The organism is Massilia orientalis, assembly GCF_030411975.2.
GTDB lineage: Bacteria > Pseudomonadota > Gammaproteobacteria > Burkholderiales > Burkholderiaceae_D > Telluria > Telluria orientalis.
The window spans coordinates 263,556-286,060 of the sequence record NZ_JASNRB020000009.1 but is presented as its reverse complement, the minus strand read 5'-3'; the positions used below and the strand labels follow the sequence as shown (position 1 = coordinate 286,060).

The following is a 22,505-nucleotide window of genomic DNA, read 5'->3' as shown; positions in this document are numbered from 1 at the left end:
CCGAACGCACATCGATAGTGCAAAGATGCGGCGTCGGTGCCTCAGCATGGGTTCCCGCCTTCGCGGGAACGACGATGGGGGGTATTAGCGCAAAGCAAGGGAGAGAGGCCATGATGATGGAACGCCTGTTCCAGTTGATGAAGGAAAAGAACGCGTCCGACATGTTCTTCGCGGTCAATTCCCCAGTCCACATCAAGATCAACGGGAACCTCATCCCGATCAACCAGAACAAGCTCGAGCCGGACAATATCCGCGTCCTGCTGGCCGAAATCGCGTCGCCGGAGCAGATGGACGAGCTGGACCGCGAAAACGAGCTCAACATGGGCATCTCGGTCCCGAACCTGGGCCGTTTCCGTCTCTCCGCATTCCGCCAGCGCGGCAGCATTTCCGCCGTGTTCCGTTTCGTTCCCGCCACGATCCCGCCGCTGGCCGAGCTGGGCCTGCCGTCCGCGCTGTCCGAGCTGATCATGGAGAAGCGCGGCCTGCTGCTGATCGTCGGCGCGACGGGCTCCGGCAAGTCGACGACGATCGCCTCCATGCTCGACCACCGCAACGAGCAGCGCCACGGCCACATCCTCACGCTGGAAGACCCGATCGAGTACCTGTTCAAGAACAAGAAAGCGATCGTCAACCAGCGCGAGATCGGCAGCGACGCGAAGAGCTTCGACGTCGCCCTGCGCAATTCGATGCGCCAGGCGCCGGACTGCATCCTGATCGGCGAGATTCGCGACAAGGACACGATGGCCGCCGCCCTCGCCTACGCCCAGTCTGGCCACCTCGTGCTGGCGACCCTGCACGCGAACAACAGCTACAACGCGCTGAACCGCATCATCAGCTTCTACCCGATCGAGAACCGCCCCGCGCTGCTGCAGGACCTGTCGTCCGCCGTGAAGGCGATCGTGTCGCAGCGCCTCGTGCGCGCGAAGGCCGGCGGGCGGCGCCAGGCCGCGGTCGAGATCATGGTCAACACGCGCTACGTCGCCGACCTGATCGAAAAGGGCGAGATCGGCCAGATCAAGGAAGCGATGGACAAGAGCCTGTCGCCGGGGTCGCAATCGTTCGAGAAGGCGTTGCTGGAACTCGTGCAGGCCGACCTCATCACGCAGGACGAGGCGCTGGCGAATGCCGACTCGGCCACCAATCTGCTCTGGCTGATCAATAACGGGCCGGACAGCAAGGCCAAGGAAGAGGAAGCGCCCAAACCGGCCGAGCCGGATGGGCCGTCGTTCACGGAATTTACGCTGGATAGTTGACTTGACTGACCGTCCGCTATCGACCGCACTCCTGTGTGGCCTTCTCGTATTATCGTCCTCGAACGTGCATGCCGTGCCCGGTTCGGGCTGCGTCGGCGATGACTTCCTGCTGCATCGCGATATCCTCAAGGCCGCCAAGGTGAGCTTGCCGGTGTTCGCCCACTTCTGCTATCGCGACAAGAGCGGCGCATACGTGGTGTACCTGACCGAAAGCGGCGACCGCCGCTACGATGACGACACCTTGTCGAGCAAGATCGGCGCGCACTTGTTCAAGATAAATGCAGGACCAACCCTGGCGGCCATGGGCACAGTCAGCGATAGCGCACTGGCGGGGACGGCCGGTGTGCAATGGTGGACCAAGCTGACCGAGTTGAACGATATAGACGGCGATGGCCTGGTCGATCCGATCCTGGTCTACCGCTTCTACGCCAGCGACAACGGCAAGATGCTGCGCGCCCCCTATGGAGGCCGGCTGAAGATGATCGCTTTTCATCGTGACGCCAAAGCCGCCATCCGGGCCATCACAGGCGACCTCGACCTGCAACGCTCGACCACCGCCAGCGCGTCGTACTTCAAGCTGCCGCCCGTTCTGCAAACGCATTTAGTGCGCAAGATGAAGCGGATGTATGACGAAAATCAGTTTGGGTTCGACAACAGCCACGCCTTCAGGCCGCAGAAGTAAGCCGGCCTCGCCGGCCAGCGTTTACTCGACGACGGCCGTCCGGCGATGGGCGTGTACCGCCGGGCTGCGCACGGCGACCTGGACGCCGCCGGCAACGCTCTCTATCCCGCCGCGACATTGTTCACCAGGTCGTCGCAGGTCGGTGCGCCGGCGGTATCGAGCGGGCGGGGCGCCGGCATCGACGGTGAGAACCTTATCCAATCGACGTACATAACGCCGCCCTCCCTTCGCCATTGGTAAACTGTCGGTGGGATAGCCGGCCTGTGCTATCCTTCGCGCCTTCCCGAACAGCAAGACCACCCCGCCATGAAGAAGACCCTCTACGGTATTCCCAACTGCGACACCGTCAAGAAAGCCCGCACCTGGCTCGCCGACAACGGCCAGGCATTCGAGTTCCACGACTTCAAGAAGCAAGGCCTGGACCGCGCCACCGTTGCGCGCTGGCTCGAGCAGATCGATTGGGAAACGCTCGTCAACCGCAAGGGCACCACGTGGCGCAAGCTGACCGACGAGCGCCGCGCGCAGGTCGTCGACAAGGCCAGCGCCCTCGACCTGATGCTGGAAAATCCGTCCGTCATCAAGCGTCCGGTCCTCGAAGGCGGCGGCCGCGTGTCCGTCGGCTTCTCGGCCGCCCAGTACGAAGACCTGTTCGGAGACTGGCCGGCATGAAGCCGTCGCGCACCCAACTCCTGACGGAGGAGCTGATCGCGCTCGATTCCGTCACGCCGCAGGACAAGGGCTGCCAGCAGAAGCTGCAGGCCCTGCTGGCGCCGCTCGGCTTCCGCTGCGAGACGATCGAGTCGAACGGCGTGACGAATTTGTGGGCCCGGCGCGGCGATGCGGCGCCCGTGTTCGTGTTCGCCGGCCACACGGACGTCGTGCCGACCGGGCCCGCGAACCAATGGGCGTCGCAACCGTTCGTGCCGACGCGGCGCGACGGCAGGCTGTACGGCCGCGGCGCGTCGGACATGAAGACGTCGATCGCCGCCATGGTCGTCGCCGTCGAGGAATTCGTGGCCGCGCACCCGGATCATATGGGCTCGATCGCGTTCCTGCTCACGTCCGACGAGGAAGGCCCGGCCACGGATGGTACCGTCATCGTCTGCGACCTGCTGGAAGAACGGGGCGAGACGATCGACTACTGCCTCGTGGGCGAACCCACGTCCAGCCACGTGCTGGGCGACATGATCAAGAACGGCCGCCGCGGCTCGCTGTCCGGCTGCCTCGTCGTCAAGGGCGTGCAGGGCCATATCGCCTACCCGCACCTGGCGCGCAACCCGATCCACCAGGCGGCGCCCGCGCTGGCCGAGCTCGCTGCCGAGCAATGGGATGAGGGCAACGAGTACTTCCCGCCGACGAGCTGGCAGGTGTCCAATATCGCGGCCGGTACCGGGGCGACGAACGTGATCCCGGGCGAGCTGAAGGTCGACTTCAATTTCCGCTTCTCGACCGCCAGCACGGCCGAGAGCCTGCAGGCGCGCGTGCACGCGATCCTCGACCGCCACGGCCTCGACTACGACCTGAAATGGACGCTGTCCGGCCACCCGTTCCTCACGCCGAAGGGGACCTTGTCGGACGCGATTTGCGGCTCGATCAAGCAGGAACTGGGTGTGACGACGGAACTTTCGACCACGGGCGGGACGTCGGACGGCCGCTTCATCGCCCGTATCTGCCCCCAGGTGATAGAATTCGGGCCACCCAACGACAGCATCCACAAGATCGACGAGCACATCGAAGTGCGTTACATCGATCCGCTCAAGAACATCTACCGGCGCACGCTGGAGCGATTGCTGACCATCCCGCCGTCCGCGGCATAACGACGAGACCAGGCCATGACCACGACCCATTTCTGCACGCCCCGCGACCTGCTGCGCTACGCCGTGACCCGTTTCAACGGCGCCAAGCTGTTCTTCGGCCACGGCAGCGCCGAAGCGTTCGACGAGGCCGCCTACCTGATCCTGCACACCCTGAAGCTGCCGCTGGACAAGCTCGAGCCCTTCCTCGACGCCCGCCTGCTGCCGGAAGAAATCCTGCAGGTGATGGCCGTCATCGAGCGCCGCGTCAACGAGCGCGTGCCGGCCGCCTACATCACCAATGAGGCGTGGCTGGGCAGCTACAATTTCTACGTCGACGAAAGAGTGCTCGTGCCGCGCTCGTTCATCGCCGAGCTGATCCCGAACCTGTTCAGCCCGTGGGTGGCCGATCCGGACGGCGTCGAGAACGTGCTCGAACTGTGCACCGGCTCCGGCTGCCTGGCGATCATGCTGGCGGACGCGTTTCCCAACGCCGTCGTCGATGCCGTCGACATTTCGAAGGACGCGCTGGCCGTGGCCGAGCGCAACATCCGCGACTACAAGCTCGAAGGCCGCGTAAACCCGATCGAGTCCGACCTGTACCAGCACGTCCCGTTCAAGAAGTACGACCTGATCGTGACGAACCCGCCGTACGTGAACAGCGATTCGATGGGCAAGCTGCCGCCGGAATACCTGCGCGAGCCGCAGATTGCATTGGCCGGCGGCGAAGACGGCATGGACCTCGTGCGCAAGATCGTCGACGGCGCGGCCGAGCGCCTCACGCCGGAAGGCGTGCTGATCGTCGAGATCGGCAACGAGCGCGAGTATGCGGAAGCGGCGTTCGGGCACCTGGGCCTCACCTGGCTGACCACGAGCCAGGGCGATGATGCGGTGTTCCTGCTGACGGCGGAACAACTGGCGAAGTAATCCACGTCGTCCCAAGACACACCGTCATTCCCGCGCACGCGGGAATCCATACTGACTCGGCATTCTGATGCTCAGCATGGATTCCCGCTTCCGCGGGAACGACGTTTTTACGGTAGCTACTGAAATGATCCGATTCTCCAACGTCAGCCTGATGCGCGGCACGAAACCGCTGCTGGAAGACGCCGACCTGACCCTCAATCCCGGCGACAAGATCGGCCTGATCGGCGCGAACGGCGCCGGCAAATCCAGCCTGTTCGCGATGCTGCGCAACGAGCTGCACCCGGACCAGGGCGCGATCGACTTCCCCGCGCGCTGGCGCATGGCCTATGTGGCGCAGGAGACCCCGGCGCTGGACCGACCCGCCATCGAGTACGCCATCGACGGCGACGCCAACCTGCGCACCCTGCAGGCCGAGCTGGACCGCCTGGAAGCCCTGCCCCACACGACGGAGAACGGCCTCGCCATCGGCCACGTCCACTCGGCGCTGGCCGACGCCGACGCGTACACGGTGCAGTCCCGTGCCGAGCAGTTGCTGCTGGGCCTGGGCTTCTCGCTGGACCAGATGCGCCAACCGGTCGCCAGCTTCTCCGGCGGCTGGCGCATGCGCCTGAACCTGGCGCAGGCGCTGATGTGCCCTTCCGATTTATTACTGCTGGACGAACCGACCAACCACCTGGACCTCGACGCCATCATCTGGCTCGAGGACTGGCTCAAGCGCTACACCGGCACCCTGATCATCATCTCGCACGACCGCGATTTCCTCGACGAGATCGTGAACGTCATCGTGCACATCGACGAGCGCAAGCTGAAGCGCTACTCGGGCAACTACTCCGCGTTCGAGCGCCAACGCGCCGCCCACCTCGTGCTGGCGGCCGCCGCCTACGAAAAGCAGCAGCGCACGCGCGCCCACCTGCAATCGTTCGTCGACCGCTTCAAGGCCAAGGCGACCAAGGCCCGCCAGGCGCAGAGCCGCATGAAGGCGCTGGCGAAGATGGAAGAGCTGGCCCCGCTGCGCGCGGCGGCCGAGTTCTCGTTCGAATTCCGCGACCCGGTCTCGGCGCCGAATCCGCTGCTCGTGATGGAAGACGTCGACGCCGGCTACCCGCTGCTCGACGCGCATGGCGACAAGGTCGGCGGCAAGACCATCGTCCACAAGGTGAATTTCTCGCTGCAGACGGGCCAGCGCATCGGCCTCCTCGGCGTGAACGGCGCCGGTAAATCCACGCTGATCAAGACCGTGGCCGGCGACCTCGCGCCGCTCGCGGGCACGGCGACGCTCGGCAAGGGCCTCGTGATCGGCTACTTCGCCCAGCACCAGGTCGAGATGCTGCGCCACGACGAATCGCCGCTGTGGCACCTGCAAAAGATCGCGCCGACCACGCGCGAGCAGGAACTGCGCAACTTCCTCGGCGGCTTCAACTTCCCGGGCGATATGGTGACGAGTTCCATCAAGCCGTTCTCCGGCGGCGAGAAGGCGCGCCTGGCGCTGGCGCTGATCGTGTGGCAGCGTCCGAACCTGCTGCTGCTGGACGAACCGACCAACCACCTGGACCTGGAGACGCGCGAGGCGCTCACCCTGGCGCTGGCGCAGTTCGAAGGCACGCTGGTCGTCGTCTCGCACGACCGCCACCTGCTGCGCGCGACGACCGACCAGTTCATCATCGTGGCCGACGGCCGCCTGCAACCGTTCGACGGCGACCTGGACGACTACAAGGACTGGCTGTTCCAGACCAAGCTGAAGGGCGATGCCGGCACGAGCGCACCGCTGCCGTCCTCAAGCCCGGCCGCACCGGCGCCCGCCGTCGACCGCAAGGAACAGAAGCGCCTGGAAGCGGAAGAACGCCAGCGCCTGGCCGCGCTGAAGAAGCCCATCGAAAACCGCATCAAGCGGCTGGAAGAGCAGATGGCCAAGCTGAACGCGAAGAAGGCCGAGGTCGACGCCCGGCTGCTGGAGCCGGGCATCTACGAGGCGGACAAGAAGGAAGAGCTGAAGAATCTCGTGGCCGACCAGGCCTTCCTGACGCGGGATCTGGGCAATCTCGAGAACGAGTGGCTGGAATTGCAGGAGCAGCTGGAAAGCCTGGTCGCCTGATTTTTTACGTACACGCTCGAATAACCGTCGCCCCCGCGCAGGCGGGGGCCCAAGTTGCATGCATCTCGACAGCGCAAGCAACTTGGGTTCCCGCCAAGGCGGACGGCTAGTCCGGGAACGACGGTCAGGCGACTTGCCGAGCCCCGTCCTTCTTCGGCCTCCGCACCGACATCAACCGGTCGATATCGACCAGAATCAACCGCCGCGCCCCCATCTGCCCCAGCCCGATCAGGTAATCGACCTGCGCCTGGTCCGCACCGGGCACCGGCGACACCTGCTCGGGCGCCAGCGACACGACGCCCGTCACGCCATCCACCACCATCCCCATCGTGCAGGTCGACAGCCTGAGGATGATCACGTCCGTCATCGGATCGGGCGCGTCCGGCGACGTGCCGCAGGCGGCGCGCATGTCGACGAGCGGCATGATCACGCCGCGCGAGACGGCCACGCCGCCGACGATCTCGCCGTCCGATGTGAAGCGCTCGAGTGCCTTGAGTACCCGGAGTTCCTGCACCTTGGCGACGTCGAGCCCGTACTCGAGGCCGCCGAGGGTAAAACTCAGGAATTGGGTGGTGGTCGTCGTAGTCATGTGCATGGCGGATCCTTTCCTCAAGATCGCCATGCTAAGGCGATGACGATTGGAAATTGTTGAGTGCAGTCAACAATCAATGAGACATTTCCTACCTTGCGCTCAGCGCTTACGTCCGTACAATGTTCGGAATTGACCTAAAGGGGATGACGATGTTCCGGTGGCTGCAAAGCCTGTTTTCCAGCCCGTCCGTGGCGCAAACGCAGCCGCAGCCGGCCGTCGAGCCTGTTCCCGCCCCTGCTCCCGCACCCGCGGCACTCGCGCCGCAACCGCGCACGGCCCCCGTCTCGTTCGAGCAGCTGGAACGGATCAACGGCGCCTGGCACGCGTGGCTGTTCGACCGCGCGGACGGCGGCCTCGAACTCTCCGACGCCGAGACGCGCGTGCTGGAAGCGCTGGCGGCGATCGTCGGCACGCAGCAGTCCGGCGCGGCGCTCGTGCGGCGCATGCCGGGGCTCGTCCCGCAACTGCTGCAAAGCCTGCGCAGCGAGACGTTTTCCGGCAGCGCGCTGTCGCGCACGATCGCGACCGATCCCGTGCTGGTGGCGGCCGTCGTCCGTCTCGCCAACAGCTGCTACCGGGGGACGGGCCAGTCGATCACGAGCGTCGAACAGGCCGTGATCCTGATCGGCCAGGAGGGCTTGCGCCAGCTGATCACGACGGTCGCGTTCCGGCCCATCATCGACGTACGTTCGGGATTTTATACGCGCCGGCTGGCGCAGCACCTGTGGGCGCATTCGGAGCGCTGCGCGATCGCCGCGCGCCAGCTGGCCGGCGCCGGCATCGAACCGTTCGACGCCTTCCTCGCCGGGCTGCTGCAGAACGTGGGGCTGATCGTCAGCCTGCGCATCATGGACCAGGAGGCGAAGGACGGCGAGCGCCTCGGCACCGACGTGTTCCTCGCCCAGCTGCCCCGCGCCACGCGCGGCCTGTGCGCAAGCATCGCGCGCGAGTGGAATTTTCCCGACACGGTGGCACAGGCGCTGCTGGAACAGGGCGACTTGCGGCGCGGCGCGGTCATGTCGCCGCTGGGGCGTTTGCTCAAGCTGGCGGATTATCTCGGGAAGGTGCGGATGCTCGTCGAGCAGGGACTCGTCGACGAGGCGGATGAACATCTGTTCGCAGGGCTCCCGCCGGAAGCGGCGCAATGCTACGCCGCCCTGGCGGAAGCCGCCGCGGATTAACGCTTCGTCAGCTTCGCGTCTTCGACGGCCAGCTGCTTGTTCTGCTCATCCAGCCAGGTCTTGAGCGGCGCGAAGTATTCCAGCATCGCGGTCGCATCCATCCTGTCCGACCCCGTCACGGCCTTCAGCGCTTCCGGCCATGGCTTGCTCGTACCCATCTCCAGCATCTGCTGGAACTTGGCGCCCGCCTTCTGGTTGCCGTAGATCGAGCAGCGGTACAGCGGTCCCGTGTCGCCCGCTTCCTTGCACAGCGCGCGGTGGAACTGGAACTGCAGCACGTGGGCGAGGAAGTAGCGCGCGTACGGCGTGTCGCTCGCGACGTGGAACTTGGCGCCGGCGTCGAAACCGCCGTCCGCGATCGGTGCGGGACGGGAAACGCCCTGGTACTGCTGCGTCAGCGCCCACCAGGCCTTGTCGTAGTCGGCCGGCTTGACCTGCCCGCCGTAGACCTGCCAGCGCCACTTGTCGACCTTGTACGCGAACGGCATGAACGCGATCTTCTGCAGCGCCGTGTACAGCAGCGGGCCGATTTCCTGCTTCGGATCCGGGTCCGTCTTCATCAGGCCGATCTTCTTCAGGTAGGCCGGCGTGATCGACAGCGCGACGGTGTCGCCGATGGCTTCGTGGAAGCCGTCGTTGGCGCCGTTCTTGAACATGGGCGACTGGTTGCTGTACGCGAGGTCGTAGTACAAGTGGCCCAGCTCGTGGTGGATGACGCGGAAGTCCTCGGCCGTCGGCGTGATGCACATCTTGACGCGCACGTCGTCCTTGCCGTCCAGGTCCCAGGCGGATGCGTGGCACACGACTTCGCGGTCGCGCGGCTTCGTCAGCAGCGAACGTTCCCAGAACGTGGCCGGCAGCTTGCGCATGCCCAGCGACGTGTAGAAGCCTTCGGCATAGCGCGTCATCTCGACGGCGCTCGTCTTGCGCTCTTCCAGCAGCGCCGTCAGGTCTTCACCCTTTTCGAGGCCGGCGGGCTTCAGGATCGGGTACAGGTTGTCCCAGCTTTGCGCCCACATATTGCCCAGCAGGTGGGCCGGGATCGGGCCGTCGGCCGGCACGACGTCCGGACCGTAGGCCTGGCGCAGCTTGTAGCGCGTGTACGTGTGCAGCGAGTCGTACAGTGGTTTCACCTGCTGCCACAGGCGCTCCATCTCGGCCGAGAAGGCATCCGGCGCCATGTCGTAACGCGAGCGCCACAGCGCGCCCGTGTCGGCATAGCCCATCGCGCGGGCGCCCTTGTTCGACAGCTCGACATACTTCGCATAATCCTGCTTGTACGCGGGCGACTGGGCGTGCCAGCCGAGCCAGACTTCCTTCAGGCGCGCGGGGTCGTGGCTCGTGGCCAGCACTTTTTCCAGTTCGCCCAGCGGCATGCAGTCCGGCTTTGCCGCGCCGGCAGCGGCCGCCGGACAGTATTTCGCCTTGCCGTACGCGCCCGTCATGCTGGCGGCCAGGCGCGCGTATGCACCGCGGTCGTCGGCGTTTTCCAGCATCAGCGACTGCTGCATCAGCATCAGCTTGCGGGCGCTCGCTTCCGGCACCTTCAGGCCGTTGTAGCGGCGCGCCTTGAGGGCGATGTCGCCGCTCACGGTCAGGTATTGTTCGTTGGCCTGCGCGGTCAGTGTCTCGGTGTCGAGCGTGATGAAGTTCTCGGCCACCCACTCGGCGCGGCCGGCGTCGAGGCCCAGCTGGTCGAGCTTCTTTTCGGATTCGGCGACGAAGCGCTCTGCTTCGGCCACGGTCGGCTTGCCCTTGCTGCTGGCTGCCTTGGTTGCAGAATATGCCGGCGCTGCGAATAGCGCGCCGGCACACATCGCGGCGACCAGCGCGCCGATCGGGCGGCGCTGGAGGATGGGACGCATGGTGTTCAAGGTTTCCCCTCTGTCGGATTGGAGTCGTTATGGGTATGGCCTCGCGGCCACGCCCAAGTATAAACTTTACGACGCAGCGACGGTATCGCTGCTCCACGCGACGCTGCCCGCGCCGCCCATGAACAGGAGTTCTCCCGCCTGCGGTCCGCGCAGCCGGGTGCGGATCTCGCGCGGCAACCACCGCCAGGGCTGGCCGCCCGCAGGGCTGTAGGCGAGGATGCGCACCTGCGTCTCGCCCTGCACCGAGGCGATCGCCACGCTGGAAATGCTGGCCGCGTCGCCACGCTGCGCCTGCAGGTTTGCGAGCATGTGCGTGCCCGCCTGCTGCTCCGCTTCCGCGGCCTTGATCTTCGCGGAGACATCGCCGATCGCCTTCAGCGCCGGGCCCACGTCCTGCGCCATCTTCTGGAACTGGCGCGCCTGCTCGGGCGTCAGGCTGATCTCGCCCTTGCGCACGCGCGTGGCCAGCATCAGGTAGCGGCGCACGTCCGGCTTGCCCGTCAGCGCATCCTGCGCGGCCTTCAGCTGCGCGGCCAGGGTGGCGAACTGCGCGACGCGCTGCGTCACCGCCGCGATCACCTCGTCGATCTGCTGGCCTTCCTCGCGCAGCACGGCCACCAGCATCTCGCTCTGCTTGCGCGGCACAGTGCATTCCACCGTCACGCGCCGGCCCGCGAGCGCGCAGCCCTCGGCCATGTTCACGACGACTTCGTCGCCGACGATCTCGCAGTTGACGGCATGATTGACCTCGACGCGCGTGCCCGCGATGACGCAGTTTTCCGCGCGCTCGACGACGATCCGGCCGTCTTCCGCGCACAGCACCGAAGCCGACGCGACGCCGCGCACGTGGATGTCGCCGCGCGCATTGCGGGCGCTGCCGCCCACGAGGTTCGCGCGCACGTCGACCGTGCCGCCGCGCGACACGAGGCTGCCGAACACGTCGCCGTGGACGGTGATGCTGTCGGCCTCGATCACGCGCTTTTCCTGGACTTCGCCGAACTCCTCGTAGTCGCCGGTGAGGCTCAGGTTACCCGTCGTCTTGGCGCTGACGCCGTCGTGGCTGACGACCTTGTCCTCGACCGAGATGCGGCTCGTCTTCGCATCGACCATCAGGAACCCGGCCGCGCTGGACACGAGGAACTCGCCTTCCGGCGTGCGCTCCACCTTCGTGCCGGTGCCCGCATATGCCGGCAGGTCGACGTCGCGCCCCGGCTCGGGCGGCAGCGCCGCGCCGGACATCTCGAAGCCCATCGCGCCCGCCGTCGCAGGGACTTTCTTCAACAGGCGTACGCCGGCCTGGATCTGCGGGAAGCGGTTCTGGAAGCTGTTCAGGTCGAGGCGGCCATTGCCCAGTTCGAGCGGCGCATCGCTGCGGTGGAGGTCATCCGACACTTCGACGATGTGGGCATCCTCGCCCGGCCTCGGCTCGAGCTGGCGCGCGACCGTGACGCGGTCGGCCCTGGTGGATTCCATCGCGGCGCGGATGGCCGGCAGGTCGAGGCCGAAGCGGATGCCCTTGATCCACACGTCGGCGATGAATTCGTCGAGATCGAGGCGGGTCTGGAAGCCAGGGGCGTCGGGGTCGGCCGGGTCGGGCAGCCAGACGGGCTCGAAGTAATATTCCGCATAGCCGCGTCCGATCTTGACGGCGCGGTACAGGGCACGGCGCGCCGGATCGAAGGTCTGGATGTCGGCCGCGAAGCGCACGAGCGTCGTGCCGTCCGGCCCTTGCGGCAGCTCCGGACCGTGGCCGAACAGCGCCTTCATCAGCACGGGATAATCGATCCCGGTGAAGTAGTTCCCCGCGCGGTAGACGTTGTCGATGGCAGCGACCAGCGTGGTGCCGAGCACGGAGGGATCGGCATACACGCCGTCGTCGCGTTTGGCGATGCAATGCTCGGGACCGGTCGCGGCGAAGCGGGTCGCCGTTACGGAAATGTCTGTGGTCACGATACGCTCCGTGCGGTTGATGCCGCGGCATGGGCTGGGCCGCGGCAGAATCCGGCTAGCGTATCATGTTGTCACTTGAAAATAAACAACAAGCAACTAAGTTGATGCAGAGAAATTTCAGCGACGCTGAGGGTACAGGTCCATGCCCGCTTCGTTGATCTGGCGGCGCAGGTCGCGCCGTTCGTCCGGCGTCATGCGGCTGCCGCGGCGCTCGTGCTGCTGCTCGCGCTGGTCCTGCTGCTGGGCACGGCGCTGTTCCTCGTAGGCGCGCATGTCGTCGCGCTGGTCGCGGCCCTGCGGAGGCAGGCGGAAACGCGAGAACTGCGGCTGCGATTGCAAGTCACCCCGGTCGCCGCGGTCGTCCCGCCGGTCGCCGTTTTGCTGGGCAAACGCGCCGCCGGCTCCCAGCACCAGGGCGCACGCCAGCACAGCGAGGCGGGCCAGGCGGCCGGCCTTTTTCGCTGCGTGGTGATGTGTGAACGCACTGTTCATGGTGTTCCTCATTCGCGTTGCCGTGTCAGGAGTAAGCTGTGGTTTTGAGCTGTGGTGTAAGCTGCGATTCGATGAGGCCAGTGTATGAGGAATCGACTCCGGGCATAAGGCGAATTGGGTAAAGTTTGTAACACAATGTAATGGCTCAACGATACCCCCTTGGCGTCGAGCCATAAGACGTTACCATAGCGACATTAATCTGACAAATCCGACAGAACAATGAATGCAACGAGCTCGAATGCCGGCACGGCCGGCGCGAATGGCGGCCACTCCGCCCGGATCATGGTCGTCGACGACGACGTGCGCCTGCGCGACCTGTTGCGCCGCTACCTGACCGAACAGGGCTTCCAGGTCGTGACCGCCGAAAGCGCGCCGGCAATGAATAAACTGTGGCTGCGCGAGCGCTACGACCTGCTCGTGCTGGACCTGATGCTGCCCGGCGAAGACGGCCTGTCGATCTGCCGCCGCCTGCGCGGTGCCGGCGACCAGACCCCGATCATCATGCTGACCGCGAAAGGCGAGGACGTCGACCGCATCGTCGGCCTCGAGATGGGCGCGGACGACTACCTGCCGAAGCCCTTCAACCCGCGCGAGCTGGTGGCCCGCATCAACGCGGTCCTGCGCCGCAAGGGCCCGGACGAGATCCCCGGCGCGCCGAGCGAGACGCCCCAGACCTTCGAATTCGGCGACTTCGTGCTGGACCTCGGCACGCGCACGCTCAAGAAAAACGGCGAGACCGTGCCGCTGACCACGGGCGAGTTCTCGGTGCTGAAAGTGTTCGCGCGCCATGCGCGCCAGCCGCTGTCGCGCGAAAAACTGATGGAACTGGCGCGCGGCCGCGAGTACGAAGTATTCGACCGCTCGCTCGACGTGCAGATCTCGCGCCTGCGCAAGCTGATCGAGCCGGACCCGTCGAGCCCGCTGTACATCCAGACCGTATGGGGCCTGGGCTACGTATTCATTCCTGAAGGCCAGCCGCGCTAGTGTTCGCATCAACCTCGAAGGAACAGGCCATGCCGCGGATTTTCGGCAGGATGAAGAGTGGCCTGTTCTGGCGCACCTTCTTCCTGCTGTCCATGCTGACGGGCCTGTCGATGGCCTCGTGGATCGGCATGCTCAATGTCTTCCAGCGCGGCCCGCAGGTCGAGCAGACGGCCGAGCTGCTGGTCTCCGTCGTCACCATCACGAAGGCCGCGCTGACGCACTCCGCGCCCGACCTGCGGCGCGAACTGTTATTCGAGTTGGTGTCGAACGAGGGCATCCGTATCTACGACGTGAAGCCGACGGACACGGTCGAACCGCCGCCGCCGAATTCGCTGATGCCGGAAGTGGCCGCCCTCGTGCGCGACAAGCTGGGACCGGACACGCGCTTCTCGCGCATGGTCAACGAGATCCCCGGCTTCTGGGTCAGCTTCGACATCGACGGCGACAAGTACTGGCTCATGCTCGAGCGCGACAAGCTGCCCGGCCTCACGCGCGTGCAATGGCTCGGCTGGGCCACGGTGGTCGGCGTGCTGTCGCTGCTGGGCGCCGCACTGATCTCGAGCCTCGTCAACCTGCCGCTCGCGCGCCTGACGGCGGCCGCGCGCTCGATCGCCCAGGGCAAGCGCCCCACTCCGCTGCCGGAAAAAGGATCGCGCGAGATCATCGAGGCGAACCGCAGCTTCAACCAGATGGTCGACGACCTGCAGCAGCTCGAGAAGGACCGCGCCGTGATCCTGGCCGGCATCTCGCACGACCTGCGCACCCCGCTCGCGCGCATGCAGCTGGAAGTGGAGATGGCGCCGCTGTCGGACGAAGCCCGCACCGGCATGCAGTCGGACATCGCCCAGATGGACGCCATCATCGGCCAGTTCCTCGACTTCGCGCGCCCCACGGAAAGCGCGACGTTCGTGCCGGTGAACCTCTCGGAACTGCTGGAAGATTGCGCGCACACGGCCGCCCGCCTGCCGGACGTGCGCACTTCGACCGACATCGACGCGGACATCCACGTGATGGGCAACTCGACCGACCTGCGCCGCGTGATCAACAACGTGATCGAGAACGCGCGCCGCTACGGCAAGACGCCGGGCGCGGACGTCACCGAGATCGACATGGCCCTGCACGTCAGGATGACGGGCCACGGCCGCCGTGCCGTCGTCGAGATCAACGACCACGGCACCGGCGTCCCGGACGACCAGATCGAGCAGCTGCTGCGGCCATTCACCCGCCTGGACAGCGCCCGCGGCCAGGCCAACGGCGCGGGCCTGGGCCTCGCCATCGTCGAACGCGTGATCACCCGCCACAACGCCGAGCTCACCGTGCGCAACCGCGACGGCGGCGGGCTCGTGCTGCAGTTCGCGTTGCCCCTGGCCACCTGACTCTTTCCCCATCGCACCTTAAGTTGCGGCGTTAAGCGAAACGCCGCACGGTCGCGCCCGTAACGCGGCAGTACAGTCGGTCTACACCTACTTATGAGGAGGCCAAGATGAAAAAACTGCTCATTGCCGCTTTGGTTGCAGGCTCCTTCGGCAGCGTCGCGCTGCCGGCCGCCGCCGACGTCGTCATCCGCACTGCCCCGCCCCCGCCGCGCGACGAGCGCATCCCGGCCGCGCGCCACGGTTACGTGTGGGCCCCGGGCCATTGGGAATGGCGCCACGGCCGCTACGTCTGGACGAACGGCAAATGGCTGCGCCAGCGCCACGGCTACGCCTACCGCGCACCGACCTGGGTCGAGCGCGACGGCCACTGGGTGATGGAACGCGGCGGGTGGCGCCGCGGCGACCGTGACGGCGACGGCGTGCCGAACCGGTTCGACGACCATCCCAACAATCCGCGCCGGGACTGACGCAGCGGCGGCACCGCGCCCGGACAGGCTGGCCGGGCGCACCCCACAAAAAAGAAACCGCCTGCGCATTGCTGCGCCAGGCGGTAAATCCAAGTTTGCACTTGGAGGAGACAGAGGAGACACGCGCCCGAAGGCGCTGGATCAGGATGGCAAATTGGGACGGCGGCCGCGCCTGCAAGAGGGTAGGCGCATATATTTTTTCCCGTCGACTTGTAGGCCTTGTCGCACAATCACTGCTAGACTGCCCGCCATGGATACCGACCTCCACCTGCGCACCTATGGCGCCGACATCGTCACCGACCGCCACGTGTTCGCCCAGCTGGTCCTGCCCGTGAGCGGCGCCGTGCTGCTCGACATCGAAGGCCGCCGCGGACGGCTCGACCCGCTGCGCGCCGCCTGCGTCGCGCCGAACACCTGGCACGCCCAGTGCGGCATCGGGACCAACCAGTCGCTGATCCTCGACGTCGAACCGGCCGCCATGGCGCACCCGGCCTGGGACCGCATGCTCGACCGCCCGTTCATGAGCCTCGGCCCGGGCGCGCGCAAGCTGGTCGAATTCATGGGCGTGATGCGTACGCAGGCCTTCGATCGCGGACTGCTGCGGGGCTGGGTCCCGCTGCTGCTCGACACCATCGCGCTGGACGCGCCCCGCCCCGCCTCGCGCCTCGCCGCGCTCATGGCCAGCGTCGAAGCGGAGCCCGGTCTCGCCTGGACGACGGATTCGATGGCGCGCCACGCGGGCCTGTCCGTCAGCCGCCTGCACGCCCTGTTCCGCACGGAACTGGACTCGAGTCCGCACGCGTGGCTGCGCGGCGTCCGCCTGGCACGCGCACAGGCGTGGCTGGCGGACACGTCGCGTTCCATCGCCGAGATCGCGCTGGCGGCCGGCTTTTCGGACCAGAGCGCGCTGACGCGGGCGCTACGGGATGCGACGGGGATGACGCCTGGAGCGTATCGACGGGCGAATCGGCATGGCTGAGCGTGTGATGTCTTGCGCACGGCTCGTTGCGGTCGTGGCCGGTCTTGGCTGCAGTTCGCCTGTGCTGGCGGATCCCGTGCCGTTTGCCGGACGCTGGCTCGCGGACGACCAGGCGGCATCGCCCTACACGACGCTTACCGTGAAGGGCGACACCATCGCCTGGCATGGGCGGGACAAGTCAGTGCCCAGGTGCGTGCGCCAATTCGCGGTACGACAGGAAAAGCCGGGAACGGTGTACGTGAACGCGCGCGGCACGAAGTTCGTCGCGGGGGCCAAGGGCAGCATACCGACCTATCTGCTCCAACTGGATGACGGTACCTGCGGCAGCGGTGGCTCGGCGGTTCGGATCAATTATCCGTTGATCTACGATACCCAGCATATCGAATTGATCGAGTATGCGGCCGGAAAGCCCATCGGGGCGCGGCGGTTTCATCGCAAGAAATGAAAGCTGCGGGCCGCAAACCGACGTTTCGAAAGCCTGTCGAAGCGTAGCTGGCGCAGGCGATTCAATTTCGCTCAAGGTGAAACTGGATCGCCGGCATGATAGCCCAGCGTCTCGGCGCTGACGAGCGTAGTGGATATCGGCAGCTTTACTCCCAGGTTCACGAGGGGGATCAGAATTTGGTAGTCGACCGCTTCGCAATCGGTATCGGGTTTGCATATCCGGGCACGAACGATGCGAATACAGGTATTGGATGGGCCTGTTGCGCTGCCGTAAGGATTTGTCAGGCAGTTTAGACGGTTCCGGCCGGGGCTGCCGGGCATGGATCCGGCCGAGATAGGTTCGTAAGTCGTCGTTCCGTCCTGTTTCAGGTACAGGTAATCGATGCGGATGTGCTGGTCGGTGATAGGCGCACCGAACGGCAGTTCTCCTGGGGAATCTCGAAAAATCGCGTGCTGCTTCGCACGATCCAATTCGGCGGTGTCGCGCCAGTCGATATTGGCGGCGGCTCGCGCTGCGCGCCGGGTGACTTCGGCAAGTGTGTTGTACATGTACATTACCCGGGCGATCTCGATGGTGCCGAATACGACCGTGAAAAACAGAAGCCCGACAAGCGCAAATTCAACTGCTGCCACACCGCTCTGTGCAGCCCGCATCGGGGGCCGAATGGATGGTCTCCTCACCTCAGCCCCCTACATAGTCCGTTGCCATGACCGCCCTGAGAATGATTGGACTGCCATCGGTAAATAGCTCTGTAAATGGATCGAAGAACGGGTCGGAGACGGAAACGGTGACGCGTACCGAAACCTTCTTCGGGACGTCGTAACCGTAGCACAGGTCCCAGTACGGGGTCGGGCTACCTACGTAACACAGGGCCGTGGCACTGATGCCCCCGCCGGGATTCAGTTCTGCGAGCTCATCCATTGCGATTTTCTGTGCCACGACGGCAACGGGTACCACGGGGCCGGCTGACGATGGCGCGATTTCCCGCAGTGTGGTCGCCGCCAGGAACCTGGCGCCGTCATGCGCGGCCTTTTGTGCGACGGTGTAGCACCAGAACACCCGGGCAAAGAACAACAGGCCGCTTATCAGGAGCAGGAGAATAGGAAGTACGATTGCGCACTCGACGGCAACGCTGCCTCTTCCGCGCAAGGACGGTTTTCGAATCGGTGCGCTCATTGATAGATCTCCACTGGTCCGCCCAGTTGCGCGTCAGTCGCAATGCCGCCGAACTCCGCGTAGATGGCGCTGGAATCGGCCGGTATGGTCATCAAGAATTTCCCGATCCCGAGCACCGTCGCGGTAGAGCCGGTTACTGGACACGAAAGCAGGGGTATGTTCAGGACCCGTCTATTCTTGGCGCCGGGCCGGCGCGCCACTGTTGGTGGAGTCTGAAAATATGAGCTGCCACTGGTCGTGAGATAAGGTGTCGAGCTCGGATAGGTTCCAACCGTCGAAGCGGACCCGTACAACTTGCTCCAGATGAGTGAAGTTGCATTGAAGGACGTATAACCCCCGGCGGGTTCCGGTGCGGCCGGATCTGCAACGGACGACCAGGGAACCGCGCGGGCAAAAGACCAGAGCGCCCCGTAATCTACCGCAGTCGGGTAATTCGTCGGCCCAATCTCGGCAACCGTCTGCAGCATTGCGGTAGTCGAGGTATCCGTTTTTGCAACCTGGACCGTAGCCTTCGTGGACATCCAGCTCACGCCGGCAAACGCGTATTGCTTGACATTGCTGTCCGGCGGCGAGGTGTTGACGTCGCAGGTCCCCGAATAAGGGTCAAATCGGGAGTTGAGGTGACTGTAGTACGTACCAATTGGAAATGGGCTCTGGACGGCAACCGTCGCACCCGTCACTTTCGGGACGGCCATCGTTCCTGTGCAGATATACGGCTCGTAAATCGATTGGTTGAAATTGGTTGTAGCGCCGCCTGCCAATGAAACCGGGTCGACCTGGAAACTCATTGCTGTCGGCCCGTTCGGATTGAGGTTCATGAGGTTATAGCCGACACCGCGGCGAAAGCCGTACTCGGCCAGTTCGTCGTATTGGGTCCCGTTCGCGTTCTGGCGCCTTGCTCTCGCCGTGGGAGACATAGCGCAAATGGCCAGCGGCGTAACCTGGAGGCGCGCCTTGCCTGCAATGGTAATGTGGCCGGTTTCGACGGAACTGAAAGATGAGGACAGTATGGGAGCGAAGAACATGTCGACTTTTCCGTAATGTCCGCTCAGCAGCCCGGTGTCCACTTTTACGAACACCAGCCCGGCTGGAGAAGCTGCCGCCTCGCCATCGGATTTCCAGCCCGAGTTGCCGTCAGGTGAAGCCCCAAATTTTATCGCGGCATTTTCCCAAGTAATATTGTTCAGATAGTCGTACTTGGGACCATTCGCCGGGTCTTCCACGACGCCTTGCGCAGCAGCCAGCGCCGCGCTGATTCCAGTGGTTGTTCCATCCAGTTTTTTCGCTGCGGCGATCGCAACGGCGTCAGCCAAGGTCTGCATTTCCACTTTACGGTTGTAAATCCGCGAGAAATCGAGAGCCAGCATAAAAAAGCCAAAAATTACGGGTAGAAGTACGGCGGTCATGATGGCAATTGCGCCGGTTTCCCGATTCATGCTGCGGCCGGAACAAGAGAATGACCCGCCTGTCAGGAAAGGGGAATGCCGATCGAGCGTGAGCATCGTTTCTTTCATCACGTTCCTCCTTCATCTGGCGATATTTGCGACAGATCAATTAAATAGAGCCAAGGTAGATTTTAAGGTTGAGCAACACTGTGGCATTGATTCCCAGCAATCTCGATTGGGATGCGGAGAACGTACAACACTGCCTGTGCCCAAGCGGCGCGCCTCAATTGGGCTGGCAACGACTGAGCCACAGCAACCTTGGGCAGGCGTTTGCTTGAGGCAAATTTCGTAGGCGACCAGACTAGGGGTTCCTGTGATTCAACAACGTCGAACCCGTCGCCCATTGACTTTGGAAAGCCATCATCATGGTTCGCAGAAAAATTGATTCGGCAACGGCAAACCTGACATTCAGCGTATTTTTCTGCTCGATTCTTGGTTGGGGCGAATTTTGAAATCCTGCTTTTCCAGCACGGCGGGGGAATACGCTTGCATCTCACAGTCGCACTCATCGGCGGCATGATTTCTTCCCTCGCACTACGCAGGTGCAGGGCATGGTGGCCTGGATTCGGCAGTTCCAATCCCGGCGCCCAGGTTTCATCAGGTGGCTATAGCGGCAGCGACGTGTTGCCGTGCCTGGCATTGGCAGGGATCGGGGGACTTTGGGGGCTGTCCATAAAATCCGGTTCCTGCACCCTTTTCACGTTCTGCATGGCTGGACTGATCTTTTTTCCCTGGTCCAGGATCAGCTTCTGCCTGCGGCACTTCTTCATATCCAGCGCAGTGCTGGCCCTGGGCGCCGGAGCGCCCCTGGTGTCTGGAGGCGTCCTGGCGCCTGGAGGGAATCCAGTGGCCCTGTTCCCCTACATGCTTGACGCATGGGCACTCTGGGTTATCGCCGTTTCGCTCGTGGGGCTGACTTATCGGAAACCTGGCGCGACAATGGCGGAAAGGGCCGGACCCGGCCGCTTGTTTCAGTAAGACAAAACAGCCTGAGCCTCCATTTTTGATGATTTTTTGTTATTATTAATCATCGACACATCTTTTGGCGGCCATGGCTCTCGTGATTCACCCTGATCGACGCTCGGGAGATCGACGTACCGATGGCGTCACCGCAAAAATCCTGCGCACCATGTTCGTCATGCGGCGCAGTTTCGGCAACGCCGCCGCGAAAAATCTACTCCTGCGCAATGGCCTCGACGAGGCGCTGGTCGAGCGTGTGCTGGCCATTCCCGAGGAACGCCGCGCGCAGCGACGTCGTATCGATGAAGCGCCGTCTGGGTCCGCAGACCCGCATCCAGCGTCAACCGACGACGACGAACCGGTCACGCTCGACGCGGCGGCGATGGCGATCCTGCACCGTCTTCGCTTCGAAGCGGACACCGGCATGCACAGGATGACGATTGCCGAGTGTCCCGTTGAATTGCGCCGGTTTGGCCTGATTCAGCTGGATGACGACGGCAAGCCCGTGATCACTGTGAAAGGCCGGCAGGCGCTGAAGCATTATGCCTGCGTGCGTGCGCTCAACAGCATTCAATGCGGCCTGGATGCGCCCATGATGAGCGAGGAAATCCGGACCTGGCTGGAATCGAATATGTTTTTGCAGCGTATCGGCAATGACTACCAGATCACGGCGCTCGGCAATAGCTGGCTCGAATTCAACCGGTCGATTTCGCAGAATCGGGCAGTGCTCTAGCGCGCAAAGCGGACATCGGGAGACGCGGTCAATTCGCCAGTAGTTCCAGCCAAGACACCCCGTCGCCCGCCCCCGACAATGGATGCTTTCCGCATCTGGAGCATCCCGTGACCACCAACAAAACCCTCCTCGGCATCGTGGCCGGCATCGTCGCCGGCGCGTTCTGGGGACTCGTCTTCCTGGCCCCCAAGCTGGCCGCCGATTTTCCGCCGCTGCAGCTGTCCGCCGGGCGCTATCTCGCCTACGGGCTCGTCGCCGCCGTGCTCGTCGCGCCGTCGTGGCGCCGGCTGAAGGGCGCGCTCGGCTGGCGCGAGTGGCGGGCCCTTGCGTGGCTCAGTGTCATCGGCAACATCCTGTACTACGTGCTGCTGGCCAGGGCCGTGCAGACGGGCGGCGTCGCGATGACTGCCTTCGTGATCGGCCTGCTGCCGCTCGCCGTGACGCTCGTCGGCAGCCGCGAGCACCATTCTCCGGCACTGCGCGAACTGCTGCCCTCGCTGGCCTGCAGCATGGCCGGGCTCGTCTGCATCAGCTGGCAATCGCTGGCCACCTCCGGCTGGAGCTCCCTGACGGGCTTGCTGTGCGCCGGTGGCGCGCTCGTGTCGTGGACGACGTATGCCGTCAGCAACAGCCGCTGGCTCGCGCGGCTGGCCCACGTGTCGGCGCAGGACTGGAGCCTGTTGACGGGCGTTGTCACGGGCCTCGAAGCGATCGTGCTGGCGGTGCCCGCGTTTTATGGCGACACACTCGTCCACACGAACTCCGACTGGCTGCGCTTCGCCGGTCTCGTCGGCGCGATGGCGCTGTTCTGTTCCGTGCTCGGCAATGGACTGTGGAACGTGGCCAGCCGCGCGCTGCCGCTCACGCTCACGGGGCAGATGATCGTGTTCGAGACCATCTTCGCGTCGCTGTACGGCTACCTGTGGGAGGGCCGCTGGCCGACGCCGCTCGAAGCGGTCGCGCTGGCGCTGCTGGTCGCGGGGGTCGTCCTGTGCACGCGGGCACATCGCGAAGAAACGCGCGTCCCGAAGGCGCTGGAGGCCGACATGCGCACTGGGTGAGGCACCGAACAGAGGCAGGCGGCCGCGCGGGGCACGATGGGAA

The 22,505-nt window shown here is 64.7% G+C and carries 21 protein-coding genes; 14 read left to right on the top strand and 7 right to left on the bottom strand.

Annotation, left to right across the window (positions count from 1 at the left end; translation table 11 throughout):
- Nucleotides 1-110 precede the first annotated feature (110 nt).
- The 6 genes from QPK29_RS16880 (at nucleotide 111) to QPK29_RS16855 (ending at nucleotide 6,747) form a co-directional block, all read left to right on the top strand.
- Nucleotides 111-1,253 carry a PilT/PilU family type 4a pilus ATPase gene (locus QPK29_RS16880; RefSeq protein ID WP_371768156.1) on the top strand — a complete coding sequence of 381 codons (1,143 nt, stop codon included), beginning with the start codon at nucleotides 111-113 and terminating at the stop codon, nucleotides 1,251-1,253.
- Nucleotides 1,254-1,317: 64 nt separating this feature from the next.
- Complete coding sequence (locus tag QPK29_RS16875) at nucleotides 1,318-1,935, top strand: hypothetical protein (RefSeq protein ID WP_400189786.1); 618 nt, start codon at nucleotides 1,318-1,320, stop codon at nucleotides 1,933-1,935.
- 306 nt (nucleotides 1,936-2,241) lie between these two features.
- The gene (locus QPK29_RS16870; protein WP_056137195.1) at nucleotides 2,242-2,604 is read left to right on the top strand and encodes an ArsC family reductase; all 363 of its coding nucleotides are present in this window, start codon (nucleotides 2,242-2,244) and stop codon (nucleotides 2,602-2,604) included.
- On the top strand, nucleotides 2,601-3,752 hold the full coding sequence (gene dapE, locus QPK29_RS16865; protein ID WP_371768154.1) for a succinyl-diaminopimelate desuccinylase: 1,152 nt from the start codon (nucleotides 2,601-2,603) through the stop codon (nucleotides 3,750-3,752). The genes QPK29_RS16870 and dapE overlap by 4 nt, the downstream gene beginning before the upstream one ends.
- Nucleotides 3,753-3,767: 15 nt before the next feature.
- Nucleotides 3,768-4,655, top strand: coding sequence for a 50S ribosomal protein L3 N(5)-glutamine methyltransferase (prmB, locus tag QPK29_RS16860; RefSeq protein WP_056137193.1), 888 nt, complete (start codon nucleotides 3,768-3,770; stop codon nucleotides 4,653-4,655).
- A gap of 124 nt (nucleotides 4,656-4,779) precedes the next feature.
- Nucleotides 4,780-6,747: an ATP-binding cassette domain-containing protein gene (locus QPK29_RS16855; RefSeq protein WP_371768153.1), complete on the top strand. Its 1,968-nt coding sequence runs from the start codon at nucleotides 4,780-4,782 to the stop codon at nucleotides 6,745-6,747.
- A gap of 124 nt (nucleotides 6,748-6,871) precedes the next feature.
- On the opposite strand, the gene QPK29_RS16850 is transcribed toward QPK29_RS16855, so the two are convergent.
- Nucleotides 6,872-7,336, bottom strand: coding sequence for a chemotaxis protein CheW (locus QPK29_RS16850; protein ID WP_056137447.1), 465 nt, complete (start codon nucleotides 7,334-7,336; stop codon nucleotides 6,872-6,874).
- A 152-nt stretch (nucleotides 7,337-7,488) separates the two neighbouring features.
- Here QPK29_RS16850 and QPK29_RS16845 point away from each other — a divergent pair, with 152 nt between their 5' ends.
- Nucleotides 7,489-8,520, top strand: coding sequence for an HDOD domain-containing protein (locus QPK29_RS16845; protein ID WP_400189785.1), 1,032 nt, complete (start codon nucleotides 7,489-7,491; stop codon nucleotides 8,518-8,520).
- Here QPK29_RS16845 and QPK29_RS16840 read toward each other — a convergent pair.
- From QPK29_RS16840 to QPK29_RS16830, 3 genes are all read right to left on the bottom strand, one after another.
- Nucleotides 8,517-10,385, bottom strand: coding sequence for a M2 family metallopeptidase (locus tag QPK29_RS16840; protein ID WP_371768151.1), 1,869 nt, complete (start codon nucleotides 10,383-10,385; stop codon nucleotides 8,517-8,519). The two genes, QPK29_RS16845 and QPK29_RS16840, sit on opposite strands and share 4 nt — an antisense overlap.
- 75 nt (nucleotides 10,386-10,460) lie before the next feature.
- On the bottom strand, nucleotides 10,461-12,344 hold the full coding sequence (locus QPK29_RS16835) for a flagellar assembly protein A (protein WP_371768150.1): 1,884 nt from the start codon (nucleotides 12,342-12,344) through the stop codon (nucleotides 10,461-10,463).
- 117 nt (nucleotides 12,345-12,461) lie between these two features.
- On the bottom strand, nucleotides 12,462-12,836 hold the full coding sequence (locus QPK29_RS16830; protein WP_371764460.1) for a hypothetical protein: 375 nt from the start codon (nucleotides 12,834-12,836) through the stop codon (nucleotides 12,462-12,464).
- Nucleotides 12,837-13,055: 219 nt separating this feature from the next.
- On the opposite strand from QPK29_RS16830, the gene ompR reads away from it, so the two are divergent.
- The 5 genes from ompR (at nucleotide 13,056) to QPK29_RS16805 (ending at nucleotide 17,087) form a co-directional block, all read left to right on the top strand.
- A complete protein-coding gene (ompR, locus tag QPK29_RS16825) occupies nucleotides 13,056-13,820 on the top strand; it encodes an osmolarity response regulator transcription factor OmpR (protein WP_056137191.1) in 765 nt (254 codons plus the stop codon).
- A 29-nt stretch (nucleotides 13,821-13,849) separates the two neighbouring features.
- Complete coding sequence (locus QPK29_RS16820; protein WP_371768149.1) at nucleotides 13,850-15,196, top strand: ATP-binding protein; 1,347 nt, start codon at nucleotides 13,850-13,852, stop codon at nucleotides 15,194-15,196.
- A 107-nt stretch (nucleotides 15,197-15,303) separates the two neighbouring features.
- Nucleotides 15,304-15,663, top strand: coding sequence for a YXWGXW repeat-containing protein (locus tag QPK29_RS16815; protein WP_371768148.1), 360 nt, complete (start codon nucleotides 15,304-15,306; stop codon nucleotides 15,661-15,663).
- Nucleotides 15,664-15,913: 250 nt separating this feature from the next.
- On the top strand, nucleotides 15,914-16,642 hold the full coding sequence (locus tag QPK29_RS16810) for a helix-turn-helix transcriptional regulator (RefSeq protein ID WP_371768147.1): 729 nt from the start codon (nucleotides 15,914-15,916) through the stop codon (nucleotides 16,640-16,642).
- Entirely contained in the window at nucleotides 16,635-17,087 is a 453-nt protein-coding gene (locus tag QPK29_RS16805; RefSeq protein WP_160410055.1) for a hypothetical protein, read from the top strand. Before QPK29_RS16810 ends, QPK29_RS16805 begins: the two co-directional genes overlap by 8 nt.
- A 71-nt stretch (nucleotides 17,088-17,158) precedes the next feature.
- Here the strand turns inward: QPK29_RS16805 and QPK29_RS16800 are convergent, their stop codons facing one another.
- From QPK29_RS16800 to QPK29_RS16790, 3 genes are read right to left on the bottom strand one after another with little or no spacing between them, the layout of a single operon-like run.
- A complete protein-coding gene (locus QPK29_RS16800; RefSeq protein ID WP_371768146.1) occupies nucleotides 17,159-17,719 on the bottom strand; it encodes a TadE family protein in 561 nt (186 codons plus the stop codon).
- A gap of 49 nt (nucleotides 17,720-17,768) precedes the next feature.
- The gene (locus QPK29_RS16795; protein ID WP_371768145.1) at nucleotides 17,769-18,263 is read right to left on the bottom strand and encodes a TadE/TadG family type IV pilus assembly protein; all 495 of its coding nucleotides are present in this window, start codon (nucleotides 18,261-18,263) and stop codon (nucleotides 17,769-17,771) included.
- On the bottom strand, nucleotides 18,260-19,777 hold the full coding sequence (locus QPK29_RS16790; RefSeq protein WP_371768144.1) for a TadE/TadG family type IV pilus assembly protein: 1,518 nt from the start codon (nucleotides 19,775-19,777) through the stop codon (nucleotides 18,260-18,262). Before QPK29_RS16790 ends, QPK29_RS16795 begins: the two co-directional genes overlap by 4 nt.
- A gap of 982 nt (nucleotides 19,778-20,759) precedes the next feature.
- Between QPK29_RS16790 and QPK29_RS16785 the strand changes: the two genes are divergently transcribed.
- The gene (locus QPK29_RS16785; RefSeq protein ID WP_371768143.1) at nucleotides 20,760-21,401 is read left to right on the top strand and encodes a hypothetical protein; all 642 of its coding nucleotides are present in this window, start codon (nucleotides 20,760-20,762) and stop codon (nucleotides 21,399-21,401) included.
- Between the two features lie 107 nt (nucleotides 21,402-21,508).
- Complete coding sequence (locus QPK29_RS16780) at nucleotides 21,509-22,462, top strand: DMT family transporter (RefSeq protein WP_371768142.1); 954 nt, start codon at nucleotides 21,509-21,511, stop codon at nucleotides 22,460-22,462.
- Nucleotides 22,463-22,505: the final 43 nt, after the last annotated feature.

What these genes read in the sequence shown, in the direction of transcription:
- QPK29_RS16880 (WP_371768156.1), top strand. Translation starts at nt 111, where the DNA reads ATGATGATGGAACGCCTGTTCCAGTTGATGAAGGAAAAGAACGCGTCC.
- dapE (WP_371768154.1), top strand. Translation starts at nt 2,601, where the DNA reads ATGAAGCCGTCGCGCACCCAACTCCTGACGGAGGAGCTGATCGCGCTC.
- QPK29_RS16840 (WP_371768151.1), bottom strand. Translation starts at nt 10,385, where the DNA reads ATGCGTCCCATCCTCCAGCGCCGCCCGATCGGCGCGCTGGTCGCCGCG.
- QPK29_RS16795 (WP_371768145.1), bottom strand. Translation starts at nt 18,263, where the DNA reads ATGAGCGCACCGATTCGAAAACCGTCCTTGCGCGGAAGAGGCAGCGTT.
- QPK29_RS16815 (WP_371768148.1), top strand. Translation starts at nt 15,304, where the DNA reads ATGAAAAAACTGCTCATTGCCGCTTTGGTTGCAGGCTCCTTCGGCAGC.
- QPK29_RS16790 (WP_371768144.1), bottom strand. Translation starts at nt 19,777, where the DNA reads ATGAAAGAAACGATGCTCACGCTCGATCGGCATTCCCCTTTCCTGACA.
- QPK29_RS16850 (WP_056137447.1), bottom strand. Translation starts at nt 7,336, where the DNA reads ATGACTACGACGACCACCACCCAATTCCTGAGTTTTACCCTCGGCGGC.
- QPK29_RS16785 (WP_371768143.1), top strand. Translation starts at nt 20,760, where the DNA reads ATGGCTCTCGTGATTCACCCTGATCGACGCTCGGGAGATCGACGTACC.
- QPK29_RS16855 (WP_371768153.1), top strand. Translation starts at nt 4,780, where the DNA reads ATGATCCGATTCTCCAACGTCAGCCTGATGCGCGGCACGAAACCGCTG.
- QPK29_RS16845 (WP_400189785.1), top strand. Translation starts at nt 7,489, where the DNA reads ATGTTCCGGTGGCTGCAAAGCCTGTTTTCCAGCCCGTCCGTGGCGCAA.
- QPK29_RS16810 (WP_371768147.1), top strand. Translation starts at nt 15,914, where the DNA reads ATGGATACCGACCTCCACCTGCGCACCTATGGCGCCGACATCGTCACC.
- QPK29_RS16820 (WP_371768149.1), top strand. Translation starts at nt 13,850, where the DNA reads ATGCCGCGGATTTTCGGCAGGATGAAGAGTGGCCTGTTCTGGCGCACC.
- prmB (WP_056137193.1), top strand. Translation starts at nt 3,768, where the DNA reads ATGACCACGACCCATTTCTGCACGCCCCGCGACCTGCTGCGCTACGCC.
- QPK29_RS16805 (WP_160410055.1), top strand. Translation starts at nt 16,635, where the DNA reads ATGGCTGAGCGTGTGATGTCTTGCGCACGGCTCGTTGCGGTCGTGGCC.
- QPK29_RS16830 (WP_371764460.1), bottom strand. Translation starts at nt 12,836, where the DNA reads ATGAACAGTGCGTTCACACATCACCACGCAGCGAAAAAGGCCGGCCGC.
- QPK29_RS16870 (WP_056137195.1), top strand. Translation starts at nt 2,242, where the DNA reads ATGAAGAAGACCCTCTACGGTATTCCCAACTGCGACACCGTCAAGAAA.
- ompR (WP_056137191.1), top strand. Translation starts at nt 13,056, where the DNA reads ATGAATGCAACGAGCTCGAATGCCGGCACGGCCGGCGCGAATGGCGGC.